Consider the following 12,372-nt stretch of genomic DNA (forward strand, 5'->3'; position numbering starts at 1 on the left):
AAACGTCGAAAAAGCGATAAATTTCGACAACAACTCATGAACTTTTCGACATGCCCACCTTCAAGCAACTGGAGGCCTTCGTATGGGCCGTGCGTCTGCGCGGTTTCGCTCAGGCCGCGCAGCATCTGCACATCACCCAGTCCACGCTGTCCAAGCGCATCGCCGAGCTGGAGTCCACGCTGGGCGACACCCTGTTCATCCGAGCCGGGACGCGCGCGGTGCCGACCGCCGCCGCCCAGGACATCCAGGCCAGCGCCGAGCAGCTGCTGAGTTTGCGCGAACGCCTGCGCCAGCGCGTGGATGTGAGGCCGCCTTCCGGGCGTGTTGCTTTCGGGGTGACCGAGCTCGTGGCAAGCACCTGGCTTCCCGGCTGGGTGGCGCACATGCGGCAGGCGTACCCGGGTGTGGAGCTGGAGCCCTACGTCGACGTGTCCTGCGCGCTCATCGAGCGCCTGCGCGCCGGCCAAATCGCGCTGGCGGTCCTGCCCCTTTCACCCGTGGACGATACGCTCGCCAGCGAGGAGATCGCACAGGTGTCGTTCGCCTTGATGGCCAGCCCCGCCCTGTCCCCGCCCCCGCGCCTGGACAACGACGCGCTGGCGCGCTGGCCCATTCTTGCGCAATCCGGTGGCTCGGGACTCACGGAACGATTCGACGCTTGGGCGCTCACGCATGGCCTCACGTTGCAACGCAGCCTGGCCAGCAACAGTCTGGTGGCCATCAGCGAGCTGGTCTTGGCGGGTCTCGGCGCTGCCTTCCTACCCGTTGAGCCTTATCGGGAACATCTTGCCCAGGGGCGCCTGCGCCGCATCGAAGGGCCGGTACCGTGGCCGCGCCTGCCGTACTTCGTGGTGGCCTGCAGGCAAACACCGTCGCGCGCCGTCCAGGCCCTGCATGACACGGTGACGCGCAATTGCCGCCCTTCAAACGCAGCCGAGTGACGATTGCGGCGTGCGCGTAATGGCCGCGCGGCGCGGCCAGCTCAGGCACGGACGGCCGGGTGATGCGGCATGAGGCATCGGCACGCATCACCAGCCTCCAAACCTTGGCCACCGTGTGCACGCGTCCTCAGACTCGCCATCATGGACCAGCACGTAGTGGCTATGTTGCGCGGCGGTAGCGCAGGCATGGTTGGGAAGAATCCTGAGCGGCGTGCCGATCGGCAACATGGGCGTTGCGTGCGGATCGGTGCGATGGCACAGAATGCCGTGCTCCTGGTTCGCGTCGCTCACCACCAGATCGTCCAGGAGTTCACCCTTGACGTCGCAGACCATGCCGTAGCCTTGATCGATGGGCTGCTTTGCGGTGCCCCGATCGCGTGACAGCGCCATCCACCCGGCATCGGTGATGAGCCAGCCTTTGTCACGCTGGTGTCCGATGACGGTGCACTGCACCGACAAGGCAATGTCCGAGACCTCACACACGCCGATGCCATGCATCACGAGATCGAAGAACACGAAGACGCCCGCCCGCACTTCGGTGACGCCGTCGAGGTTGCGCGCAAAGTGGGCGGTCGGCGTACTGCCCACGCTCACGACAGGCGCCGGATAGCCCGCCTCGCGCAAGCGCTGCGCTGCCCGCACGGCCCCCGCCCGCTCCTGCTCGGCGCAGGCTTCGATGGCAGCCCGAGACCGTGCGAGGTAAGAATCCCCGGCGTGCGCCATGACCCCAGCCAGCCATGCGCCCTCGCCTTCGGTCCGGCCCAGCGCTGCGGCAATCTCCAGCAACTGCCCGTCTTCTGGCTTGACGCCCGCGCGGTGACCATCCGTGTCGATCTCGATGAGCACCGGCAACGACAGACCTGCTTCTCTGGCATGCGTGGCAGTGGCGGTCGCCGCCTCGAGGTTGTCCAGAACGACGGTAAGACGGCGCCCGCACGCACCAGCCGCTCGACGTGCGGCAGCTTGGTCGGCACCACGCCGACCGCATAGAGGATGTCCTGCCAGCCCTGCTCGAGAAAACACTCAGCCTCCTTCAGCGTGGACACCGTGATCGGCATCCCCGGCGGGCCCAGGCGGCGGGTGACATCGATCGACTTGTGCGTCTTCACATGGGGACGGAACACCACGCCGAAGGGCTGCAGGCGCTCACGCAAACGCGCAATGTTCCGGTCCATCCGGGTGCGGTCGAGCACCAGAAACGGCGTCTCCAGATCGTGTAACGAGAAGGACATGGGCGACTCAATCGACTTTGACATGCTTGGACTCGAGAATGAGCCGCAGCCGTGCGATCTCGCTGGAGACGCGCGTGGCCAAGGCCTCTGGCGTATTGGTCTGAGCGCTCGGGGAGGTGACCCCGACGGCACGTATTTGCTGAAGCAGTTCGGGGTCGCTCAGGGCGCGCCGGATGGCGTCATTGAGCTGCCGGACGACGGCGGGTGGCGTTCTCGCGGGCGCGAAGAGTCCGTTCCAGGAACGGAAATCGATGTCTGTCGCGCCGCTGCGCTGCGCCGTCGTCGTCTGGTCACACACGAAGTCGGTCTCCCAACGCGTCGGCTGCGCTCGCGGGCAGTCCGACTTGTGTGGCGGCCTCCCGCACCAAGATCTCGTAAGGACGATGGGCCCCGCGAGCGTACGTGAGACGCAGGCAGGCCGCGCGCCATTCATGTCCCTCGGCCTCTCCCTGTGCGACATCGTTCCACAGCGTCCAGGAATCGAGCAACGCGGTCAGCAGATCAAAGAGCATAACGTCGTAACGGCGGGTCATGGCAGGCACTCGGTGAAGGTGAATGCGTTCAGTGTAGGAACCTGAGTGCCATAATGGGTTAATGAAAAATCACTTCTTCATTCACCGTTGGGTTAAGAATGAACCTGGATGTGGACGACCTGCGCTTCATCACCGCACTGGATCGTGCTGCGCAGGGAACCGAAGCCTTCGACGTCGTGGTGAGCATCGGGGCCATTCCCGACTCGCGCTGGGTCGCGCATCGCATCGCGCCCAGTCGGCGCATCCTGTGCGCCTCGCCCGCCTATCTGCGGCAGGCGCCGCCGCTGCAAATACCGGTGGATCTTGTGCAACACGCCTGCCTGGTGCTGCGCGAGAACGCCGAGGACGACGGCGAGACGATCCGTCAATGGTGCGTTGCCGGCAAAGGCATCATGCTGCGCTCGGAGTGGGACGTGGCCGAGGGGCTGGCGACAGGCACCCTCGTACCCTTGCTGCCGCACTACCGCGCGCCGGATGCAGACATCACGGCGCTGGTGCCCCAGTCTCGAATTGCCTCGACGCGGGCGCGGCTCTTCACCACCGCGCTGAAGCAGGCATTCCGACCTCGCCCCCCTTGGCGGCCCGCGTGAGACGACACGCAGCGGCAGTATGATGGGTTCACACCGCGCTGGCACTAGGCCTGCGCTTCCTCGTTTCCCAGGAGATTCCATGAAGCTCTACTTCAGCCCCGGCGCCTGCTCGCTCTCGCCCCACATCACCGCCGTCGAACTCGGCATGTCGGTCGATCTTGTTCAGGTCGACCTGCGTGCCCATCAGACCAAGGATGGCGCGGATTTCTATGCCATCAACCCCAAGGGTTACGTCCCGGCGCTGCAACTGGACGGCGGCGAGGTCATCACCGAAGGCCCGGCCATCGTGCAGTACCTGGCCGACCAGAAGCCCGATGCCGGCCTCTTGCCGCCGGCGGGGTCCGTGGCACGCGCGCAGGTCCAGGCGTGGCTCACCTTCATCGGCACGGAGCTGCACAAGAACTTCAGCCCGCTTTTCAAGCCGGATTCCACGGACGACATGAAGGCACGTGCGCGCGACATGATCGGCAAGCGCTTTGCCTACGTGGAGCAACAGCTGGCGAATCAGGACTACCTGACGGGCGCGCAGTTCAGCGTTGCGGACCCGTACCTCTTCGTCATGCTGACGTGGGCCGAGCGCATGCAGATCGACATCGGCGCCTATCCGAAGCTGCAGGCCTTCAAGGCGCGCGTCGCGGCACGTCCCGCTGTGCAGCAGGCCATGCGCGAAGAAGGATTGCTCGGCTGATGCCGGGGCGGCCTCAGGCCGCCTGATCGACGGTGGCTGTGGCCGCGCCAGGCACCGCGGCCTCGCCCGCTTCGGCGTTGCGCAGCCGCCCCTTGCGGTCATGCCGGATCCGCAGCGAACGCGTATGGCGCCACAAGGACAGACGGCGCGGCGCCATGCGCGCAAAATCGGCCACTTCGGGGCGGGTATCGTCGAGCGGATCGCCGGCCTCACCTTCTTCGGCCGCCAGCAGCACGCGCCGCACCGGCGCAAGCAGCAGCATGCCGAGCAGGATGGCGAGCACGATCACGGCATAGAGCGCGAGCAAGCTGACGTCACCCAGTTCGCCCGTCGACGTGAAAAAGTGGCGCCAGGCGTAGATCAGCACGCCGGCCCAGAAGAGCGCGAAGAGAACCGGCCGTATGGCACGCAGCCAGACATACTTGCCGTAAGCCTTCCAGGTGGGCTGTGCGCGCCGGAAATCCGCGAGCGACACACGGGCCGCGTCCAGGATTGGCTCCGGATGCGGCTGGGCCCAGAAGCGCGGACGCTCCGGGGGCGTGACGGCGGGCTGTGACGCGGTGCCGGTGGCGTGCGCGTTGGCACTGTCAGAGTTCATCAGTCAATCCTCGATCAGGGCTGCGCCAAACCGCACGCTGGCCGGCGCGGCGCAAAAGAACCATGGGCAGCGCCAGCACGCTGGTGATCATGTTGAGGGTCCAGAAGGCGAAGGGATACCAGATCGTCCAGACCAGGTAGCGCAGGATCTGGCGGTCGTAGTGGCGATCGATCCACAGGCTCACCGCCATCTGCAGCATGCAGGTGATGCCCAGCAGCACGCCATGCCACTCGGGCCAGAAGCCCACGGTCTCCCAATCCACGGGAAACACCATCTCGATGAAGCCGACGGTGAGCACGAAGAGCATGGCGTACGCCCACACCACGCTCGCCACGTACTCCAGGTAGATCGGCCACATCTGGGCGTGGCGCGGATTCACGATCATGCTCGTGTAGCGCAGGATGGTCTGCACGCCGCCCACCGCCCAGCGCTGCCGCTGGCGGTACAGGCCACGCAAGGTTTCCGGCATCAGGATCCAGCACAGGGCCCGCGGCGCGAAGCGCAGGCGCCAGCCCGCGAGCTGCAGCTTCCAGCTGATGTCGATGTCCTCGGTCATGACATCGGGGCTCCAGAAGCCTGCCTCGAGCAAGGCCTTGCGGCGAAAGAGCGCAATCACCCCTGACACGGTGAAGAGCCGGCCGAAGAGCTGCTGCGCGCGCTTGATGAGTCCGATCGTGGAGGAGAACTCGCCCACCTGCATGCGACCCAGCAACGAGGTGCGCGTGCGGATGCGCGGATTGCCGGTCACGGCGCCGACCTTCTCCGAGCGCAACATGGGCAGCATGAGCCAGGCGATGGCATCGACGTCCAGCAACGCGTCGCCATCCGTGCCGAGGATGTATTCGCCATTGGCCAGCAGCGTGGCCGTGTTCAGACCGACCGCCTTGCCCTGGTTGCCATCGTGATGCAGCACGCGCAGGTTGCCGTACACCGCGGCGAGCGAATCGAGGATGGCCGCGGTGGCGTCGGTGCTGCCGTCGTTGACCGCGATGACCTCGAACGCCGGGTAGCGTGAGCGCATCAGCTGGTCGATGACGTCGCGCACGCCGGCTTCCTCGTTGTAGCAAGGCACCACCACCGTGACGAGCGGCGTCTGCGGCAGCAAGGTGAGCGGATCGATGCGTTCGTGCCGCCGGCGCTCGAAGACCAGCGCATGGGCGAGCCCACCCCCGATCCAGACGTAGGCCATCAGGAAGGGGTAATAGAACACGTAGGCGTAGACGAACGATGCAAAGCCGCTGTCCAGAAGATTTGCCATCATGGCGCTTACCTCTGGCTCGGCCACAGCGTCAGCGCGGGCGGCGTGTCCAGCCCGTGGACGCTGCCTGGCAACAGCCCCCGTACCGACAGGGCTTCCCGAAGCACCGGCACGCCCGGTTGTCCGAGAATGAAGTCGTCGGGGTAGTAGGCCAGATGCCGGGCGCCTGCACGATGCAACGTGAACCATTGCCGTGCGAGCTCGTCATCGGGCACGGCCTGGCCCGTGCGCCAGTCCCGCGCCTGGATCTGGAACACCGTGCGCTCGATGCCACCGGGCGTAGCGTGGGCACGCGCCACGAGCGACTGCAACCAGGCGTGCGGATCCGACACGTGCTCCATGTAGGGCATGGCCATCACGGCAACATAGTCGTAAGCCGCCAAGGCATCGGCGTAATCCTGGGCGAACCACGCCCCCGTCTCGGGCGCCAGCACCGGTCTTGCATAGAGGTTGCGCGCGGTGATGAGCCCTGGCCGCCACTGGGCGACGCGTTGGGCGAGCGCCAGGGTGAAGGCGGTGAGATACCGCGTCTTGGCCTGGGCCCAGCGCTCGCTGGCCGCGGTGTCTGCCCGGATCGCCGCGATGTCTGCCGGCAAGCCCCAGGCGGCGTAGGTCTGCAGCGCCAGCGGGCTCGCGTCCTCGTCATCGCCCAACAGGGCGTCGTCATGAAAGAGGATGCCAGCAAAGGTGGCATGCCGGCCCAGATCCTCGTAGATGTCCCCGATCATGGCGCGCACGTCCGGGTCGAAGGGGGTCAGCCGGTGATAGCGCACGTCGCCCTCGGCCGTCGGGGTCGGCGTGTCGACATGCGGCACGCCCGCGCGGTGCGTGACCGTGCGACCTGCCAGCGGATGCCCGGCAGGCAGGCGATACGCGAGCACCGGCATCCAGGCATAGACCTGCACCCCGGTGCGCGTGCGCAACTGCCAGGCGACCCGATTGAAGAGATCCGCGCGCATCGGCAGATGGCGGTTCGGGAAGTACAGGGCGTCCGCGGCGCCGTCGCCATCCGGGTCCGCAAAGGCCTGCAGGAACACCGAACGCGGCCCCACCGCCTGCACCCGCTCGAGCAGCGCACTGAGATTGCGCTCCTGCTGCGCCGGGTCCGGGTCATAGACATAGTCCAGATCGACGTGCATGGCGCGGTTGAGCGGGAAGATGCTGCCGTCGCCTGCCGGCGCGCGAAAGAGCGTGTGGTCCGGCACGGTCATGTCGTAGGTGGCCAGCCCGCGTCGGAGGGTCTGCAGCGGCACGTCAGGGGTGTTCGCGCCTTCCTGCAGCGTGAAGGTGATCGGCATGCCGGCATCGCGCGCCAGCGCCAGCGCCGATTCGGTGTAGGCGCCGTAGGGCCATACCATCACGCGCACGGGCACGCCCGTCTGCGCCTCGATGAGCGCACGGCTGCGGCGCAGGTCCTGCCCGACACGATCGGCGTAGGCCTCGACACTTTCATAGCGGCCGGTCTGCGCGTCGTAGGCCAGCGTGGCCGCGGCCGGCTGGGCATTGCCCTGCGCATTGCCCGGCACGCCCCGGTGCATGCCATCGCTATGGCTCGCGAATTCGATGAGGCCGGAGGCGGCCATCTCGCGCACCTGATCCCAGGACAGGAAGTTCTCGCGCGCGGTGAGCTGCGCTTGCTGGAGTCCGCTCGCCACCAGGGGCTGGCCCTGCGGCTCGCGCATCCACTCGGTGACCAGAGCGACGACGGCCGGATAGCCGAACTCGCGCAGCAGCGGGAAGGCCTTCTCGTACGTGCTGACGTAGCCATCGTCGAAGGTGAGCAGCACGGCGCGGGGCGGCAGCGGCGCGCCGCCGGCGCGTGCGTCGATGATCTGTTGCAGGCTCACCGGATGGTAGTCCGCTGCTTGCAGCCATGCGAAGAACTCGGCCAGCGTGGTCTCGTCGATGGCGGTGGGCTCGGGTGCTGTCGCAAAGGTCGCCCGCACGTCGGTGCGCACGTCATGAAAGGCGATGGCGCGAAAGGTCTGGCCGTCGTCCGGATCCGGCGGTGGCAGCCGTTGGGCACTGGCCGGCGTGAGTATCGCCAGGGCCAGCAAGAGGCCGACGCCTGCGCGCAGCACGCGGCGCAGTTCGCGACAGGCCGCGAGGAACGGGGTGGCTAGGCGAGCAATCATGGCGCGATCGGCATGGTCAGGGTGAGAAAGAGGTCGTGCCGGCGCTCGGCCACGCCGTCGTAGGGATGACTGCCGGTACCGATGCCATAGCGCAGGGCGAAGGTCTCGCCCACCCGCCACTCGTGGACGTAGCGCACTTCCCAGAGCGCGCCACCGCCGAAGCCTGCCTGCCGGTACACCCCGCTCGTGGCCTCGATAGCTTGCACGAAGCGACGGTCGTCGAGCTTCCACGTCAGGAACTCGGCCCGCGCGGTCACGCGCGCGGCGCTCTCGCGCGAGGGGCTGAAGTACGGCACGTCCTGCTGGGCGTAGCGTCCCGTGTCCAGCGACACGGTGGTGTCGAACTTGAAGCGCGGGCCAGACACCCAGCGCTCGTTCCAGTCCACCCCCAGGCCCTGACGGCGGTTGCCGTCAGAAAAGTCCAGCAGGCCATAGCGCAGGGAGACGTTGCGCTCGTCGCTCGCGAGCCAACGCGCCGTCAGGCCCACATCCCGGGCACCGATGCCGGCCGCACGGGCCCGCCAGGGCGTCTGAAGGCTATGGGTGTCCGCCTCGGCCAACAGGCGCCAGGCATCGCCGGCGCGGTACGACACGTTGACGGCAGCCCCTTGCCGCGGCGCGCCGCTGCTGGCGTGATGGACTTCGCCTGCGGCCATCCAGCGGCCAGATTCCCATTGCAGGCCCAACCCGGTGCGGGCCAAACGCAACCGCTCCTCGTCCACCGTGGCCTGCGCAAACACCTGGCGCGCGAAGACCCGCCAGCCGTCGGCCAGCAGGGGTGAGGACAGCCGCACGTCCGCCCGGGCGTCCCGGTTGGACAGCGTGCCGCCATCGCGCGCGGCGCCGGCTTCGACCTCCAGACGCGTCGCCCGGTAGGTGCGCAGCGAGCGGTCGGCGTTGCGCACGGCGATCGCCTCGGGCGCCTCCGCCTGGAGCACCGCGAGCCGCTCGTGGGCCTCGCGATGATGGCCGCCGACTGCAAGGCGCCGATGTGCCCCGCACGCGCGGCGACGTCGTCCGGGTGATCCGTGGCGAGTGACTCATAGAGCGCGACGGCGTGCTCCGGGCGTTCCTGACGCTGCGCGACCTGCGCCTGCCCGGCCCGCAGGCCGGCGTGCAACGGCGCCTGGCTGACGAGCAGATCGAAGCGCGCGCGCGCCTGCGCCACGCGGTCGGCGTAGAGCAGGCTCAGGGCGCGCAGATGTTCGACCTGCGTGCGATCCGGGTTTGCCCGCCCCGCCTCGGGCGTGAGGCGCAGATAGGCCGGTGTTGCGGCCTCGAGCTCGCGCAGCAAGGCCTCGGCCTGCGTGAACCGCGCCGTGTCGAGATAGGCGAAGACCAGGCCGACGTGAACGTCGCTCGGCACGGGCAGCGCCTCACCGCCATCGCGCAGCGCGGCCTCATAGAGCGGCACGGCGAGATCCGAGCGGCGCTGGAATTGGTGGGCGCCGGCGGCGGCCGACAGGACGTAATACGGCGCCGCGCCCCAGCGCTGGACCCGGGCCTCATAGCGCGCGAGCACGTCGGCGTAGCGGCCCAGGGCCGCCAGCGCCACGATCTCGTCGTCGTCCAGACGGCGCGCAATCGCCTGCCATTCCGCGGGATCGGTCTGCCCGGTGGCCGTGGCCTGCGCCTCGCCGTGAACAAGTTGTGCGCGCAACGGGGCGATACGGGCGTAGACCGCGTGCAGCGCCGCATGGCGTGCCGGGCCCTCGCCCGTGCGCTGATCACGCTCGCGCACGGCCCAGCGCAGCGACTGACCAAGGGCCTGCTGGGCCAGCTCGGCCGCCTCGAGCATGCTGAACTCGGCGGTGTCGCGCGCCATCGCGTCTCGCGCATAGGCATCGCCCGCCGCCGGCGCGCCGAGCTCGGACAGCAGAAAGGCCGGCGCCCGATTCGCGTACGCATGCGCAGGGGCCAGCGTGCGCACCGCCTGATAGATGGCCAGGGCGTGCAGCGGTTGCGATCGGGCCTCCGCGAGGGCGCCACGCACTTCCAGCAATGCCACCTTGCGGGGCTGGCTGGCCCCGGCATCCTGCGCCAACTGCTGAACCGTGGTATCGGCCTGGGCGAAGTGGCCCTGGTCGATCTGCCAGAGGGCCAGCTGCACGCGGGCATCCCAATCCTGAGGCGCCCGCGACAGCCACGCCTGGATGGCTGCGCCCTGGAGTTCACGGTCTGCCTGGTCCCGCGCGGCGGCCGTGGCCGCGGGCAGCGCATAGGTCGGCAATGCCGACGGCCCCAGGCGCCGTGCGGCTGCCACGGCGGATGCCGCGTCCCGGGACTCCCAGGCGGCGACGACGAGATCGGCCGCCACGCGCCGGCGCTCGTCGGGCACGGCGACCGAGGCCTCCCATCGCCGCAGGACAGGCACGGCCTCGCGCCACGTGCGCTCGCCCGAGCGCACGTCGGCGATCAAGGCATCGTGGGTCGCGGGGTCGTAATTCGTCGTTGCTGCCAAGCTGGCGCTGGCGCTCAGCGTCAGCGCCAATCCCAGCCAGAAATACCGCGTGCGTCGCTTATTTTTTGCGTTGTACGCAATCTTGCGCCGGTTCTGCGCCCTGCCCTGCATCGTGGCCCCTATGGGTTAGGTCATCGGCTGTGAACCTGCCGTCCTCGGACCTAACCGAAGGAAGAGCTGCTACAGACGCTGCGAAGCGGCTAGTATCCTTGAGAGGATTGAAACAGTGCGTGAGGCCCAGTAAGGGAGTTTCTGTGTCTTGCGTGCAAATCACCTACCTTGACAAGGCCCGCCGTAGTCGCTCGCCCTGCGGACGTAAACTATGGAGACGCCCGCTGACAATTCGCATTGTCGGTGCGGTCGTGGCGCAACACCCCGTCGTCAGGCGAAGCCGACTTGACACGGCTGATAGACTGGCAGGTTACCCCCCGAATTCGAGGCCACGCCATGGACCGCGCCTTCTCCAGCCTGCCGCTCTCGCCGGCCATGCTCGCCAATCTCGCCCAACTCGGCTATGCCGAGATGACGGACATCCAGGCCAAAAGCCTGCCGGAAGTCCTGGCGGGACGCGACCTCATCGCCCAGGCCAGCACGGGCAGCGGCAAGACGGCCGCCTTTGCGATCGGTGCCCTGCACGCCCTGAACACGACGTTCTTCGCCCCCCAGACGCTGGTGCTCTGCCCGACGCGGGAACTCGCCGACCAGGTGGCACACGAGTTCCGGCGCCTGGCCAAGTTCGCCGGCAACATCAAGGTGGTGGTGCTGTGCGGCGGCGGGGTGTCCGTGCGACGGCAGGCCGACACGCTGGAGCACGGCTCGCACGTGATCGTCGGCACCCCGGGGCGCATCGCCGATCACCTCGAGCGCGGCACGCTCAGCCTCTCGCGCATCCGCACGCTGGTGCTGGACGAAGCCGACCGCATGCTCGACATGGGGTTCAAGGACATCATCAACGCGATTGCCCGTGAATGCCCGGAGCGCCGCCAGACGCTGCTCTTCTCGGCCACGTATGAAGACAACATCCGGCAGGTGAGCGCGCGTCTCTTGCGCGATCCCGTGGAGGTGCGCGTGGCTGCGCTGCACGACGCGAGCACCATCGAGCAGCACGTCTTCGAGGTGGCGCCGGACGCACGCACCCGCACGGTCGACACGCTGCTGCGGCACTTCCGGCCGGAATCCACCCTCGCTTTCTGCAACACCAAGGCGGCATGCGACGTGCTGGCGCAGGCGCTGCAGGATCAAGGCCATGACGCGCTCGCACTGCACGGCGACATGGAACAGCGTGACCGCGACGTCGTACTGACGGAGTTCGCCAATGGCAGCTGCACCGTGCTGGTGGCCACCGACGTGGCCGCCCGCGGGCTGGACATCAAGCAACTCGGCGCGGTCATCAACGTCGAGGTGAGCCGCGACCCGGAGGTGCACATCCACCGGATCGGGCGCACCGGCCGCAATGGCGAACAGGGCCTCGCCCTCACGCTATGCACGCCACGCGAGATGCACTACATCGAACGCATCGAGACCTATCAGGGACAGCGCGCCCAGTGGGCAGACGCCAGCCGCCTCTCGCCCAAGGGCGGCGCGCTGCGCGCGCGCTATGTGACCGTGGCGATCCAGGGCGGACGCAAGGACAAGCTGCGCCCGGGCGACGTGCTGGGCGCGCTCACCGGTCCGGGCGGCCTGACGGGCGAGCACGTGGGCCGCATTCACGTCTTCGAGCACGTGTCCTATGCGGCGGTGGAGCGCGGTCAGGCGGCAGCCGCCGTGGCCCGCATGGAAGGCGGCTCGATCAAGGGCCGCTCCCTGCGCGCCCGCGTGGTCGGCTAGGCGTCGGGCCCTTCCCCCTATACTGGTGCGGAGCCGCCGATCGAGCGGCGCGAGGACGGCCGGGCTAGGCCTGGCGTCCGCATGGTGGTGAGCCCGCCCCCGGGCAGGC

Annotated in this window: 10 protein-coding genes and 2 pseudogenes; 5 read left to right on the forward strand and 7 right to left on the reverse strand. The window is 68.2% G+C overall.

Annotated elements, in window-relative coordinates:
- Nucleotides 1–50: 50 nt before the first annotated feature.
- Nucleotides 51–941, forward strand: coding sequence for a LysR family transcriptional regulator (locus tag IMZ29_RS07860; RefSeq protein WP_216182537.1), 891 nt, complete (start codon nt 51–53; stop codon nt 939–941).
- 87 nt (nt 942–1,028) lie between these two features.
- Here IMZ29_RS07860 and IMZ29_RS07865 read toward each other — a convergent pair.
- The 3 genes and pseudogenes from IMZ29_RS07865 to IMZ29_RS07875 form a co-directional block, all read right to left on the reverse strand.
- Nucleotides 1,029–2,173, reverse strand: a pseudogene (locus IMZ29_RS07865) (alanine racemase).
- A gap of 7 nt (nt 2,174–2,180) precedes the next feature.
- Entirely contained in the window at nt 2,181–2,471 is a 291-nt protein-coding gene (locus tag IMZ29_RS22640) for a tripartite tricarboxylate transporter substrate-binding protein (RefSeq protein WP_371820161.1), read from the reverse strand.
- A 13-nt stretch (nt 2,472–2,484) separates the two neighbouring features.
- Nucleotides 2,485–2,685 (reverse strand): annotated as a pseudogene (locus tag IMZ29_RS07875) (haloacid dehalogenase); the annotation flags it as partial.
- A gap of 119 nt (nt 2,686–2,804) precedes the next feature.
- On the opposite strand from IMZ29_RS07875, the gene IMZ29_RS07880 reads away from it, so the two are divergent.
- Both IMZ29_RS07880 and gstA read left to right on the forward strand, forming a co-directional pair.
- On the forward strand, nt 2,805–3,296 hold the full coding sequence (locus IMZ29_RS07880) for a LysR substrate-binding domain-containing protein (RefSeq protein ID WP_216182538.1): 492 nt from the start codon (nt 2,805–2,807) through the stop codon (nt 3,294–3,296).
- A gap of 79 nt (nt 3,297–3,375) precedes the next feature.
- Nucleotides 3,376–3,984, forward strand: coding sequence for a glutathione transferase GstA (gene gstA, locus IMZ29_RS07885; protein ID WP_216182540.1), 609 nt, complete (start codon nt 3,376–3,378; stop codon nt 3,982–3,984).
- A gap of 13 nt (nt 3,985–3,997) precedes the next feature.
- On the opposite strand, the gene IMZ29_RS07890 is transcribed toward gstA, so the two are convergent.
- From IMZ29_RS07890 to IMZ29_RS23240, 4 genes are read right to left on the reverse strand one after another with little or no spacing between them, the layout of a single operon-like run.
- Nucleotides 3,998–4,582: a hypothetical protein gene (locus IMZ29_RS07890; RefSeq protein WP_216182542.1), complete on the reverse strand. Its 585-nt coding sequence runs from the start codon at nt 4,580–4,582 to the stop codon at nt 3,998–4,000.
- Complete coding sequence (gene pgaC, locus IMZ29_RS07895; protein WP_371820162.1) at nt 4,572–5,843, reverse strand: poly-beta-1,6-N-acetyl-D-glucosamine synthase; 1,272 nt, start codon at nt 5,841–5,843, stop codon at nt 4,572–4,574. Before pgaC ends, IMZ29_RS07890 begins: the two co-directional genes overlap by 11 nt.
- Before the next feature lie 5 nt (nt 5,844–5,848).
- Entirely contained in the window at nt 5,849–7,975 is a 2,127-nt protein-coding gene (gene pgaB / locus IMZ29_RS07900) for a poly-beta-1,6-N-acetyl-D-glucosamine N-deacetylase PgaB (RefSeq protein WP_216182544.1), read from the reverse strand.
- A complete protein-coding gene (locus IMZ29_RS23240) occupies nt 7,972–8,913 on the reverse strand; it encodes a PgaA family protein (RefSeq protein WP_371820164.1) in 942 nt (313 codons plus the stop codon). The genes pgaB and IMZ29_RS23240 overlap by 4 nt, the downstream gene beginning before the upstream one ends.
- Nucleotides 8,914–9,032: 119 nt before the next feature.
- On the opposite strand from IMZ29_RS23240, the gene IMZ29_RS23245 reads away from it, so the two are divergent.
- Together IMZ29_RS23245 and dbpA are read left to right on the forward strand one after the other, a co-directional pair.
- Complete coding sequence (locus IMZ29_RS23245; RefSeq protein ID WP_371820165.1) at nt 9,033–10,580, forward strand: hypothetical protein; 1,548 nt, start codon at nt 9,033–9,035, stop codon at nt 10,578–10,580.
- Nucleotides 10,581–10,883: 303 nt separating this feature from the next.
- Nucleotides 10,884–12,263 carry an ATP-dependent RNA helicase DbpA gene (dbpA, locus tag IMZ29_RS07915; RefSeq protein ID WP_216182551.1) on the forward strand — a complete coding sequence of 460 codons (1,380 nt, stop codon included), beginning with the start codon at nt 10,884–10,886 and terminating at the stop codon, nt 12,261–12,263.
- Nucleotides 12,264–12,372: the final 109 nt, after the last annotated feature.

Origin of the sequence: Verticiella alkaliphila (assembly GCF_018904615.1) — a bacterium.
In the GTDB taxonomy this organism is placed as follows: domain Bacteria; phylum Pseudomonadota; class Gammaproteobacteria; order Burkholderiales; family Burkholderiaceae_B; genus Verticiella; species Verticiella alkaliphila.

What these genes read in the sequence shown, in the direction of transcription:
- IMZ29_RS07880 (WP_216182538.1), top strand. Translation starts at nt 2,805, where the DNA reads ATGAACCTGGATGTGGACGACCTGCGCTTCATCACCGCACTGGATCGT.
- IMZ29_RS07890 (WP_216182542.1), bottom strand. Translation starts at nt 4,582, where the DNA reads ATGAACTCTGACAGTGCCAACGCGCACGCCACCGGCACCGCGTCACAG.
- dbpA (WP_216182551.1), top strand. Translation starts at nt 10,884, where the DNA reads ATGGACCGCGCCTTCTCCAGCCTGCCGCTCTCGCCGGCCATGCTCGCC.
- gstA (WP_216182540.1), top strand. Translation starts at nt 3,376, where the DNA reads ATGAAGCTCTACTTCAGCCCCGGCGCCTGCTCGCTCTCGCCCCACATC.
- pgaB (WP_216182544.1), bottom strand. Translation starts at nt 7,975, where the DNA reads ATGATTGCTCGCCTAGCCACCCCGTTCCTCGCGGCCTGTCGCGAACTG.
- pgaC (WP_371820162.1), bottom strand. Translation starts at nt 5,843, where the DNA reads ATGATGGCAAATCTTCTGGACAGCGGCTTTGCATCGTTCGTCTACGCC.
- IMZ29_RS07860 (WP_216182537.1), top strand. Translation starts at nt 51, where the DNA reads ATGCCCACCTTCAAGCAACTGGAGGCCTTCGTATGGGCCGTGCGTCTG.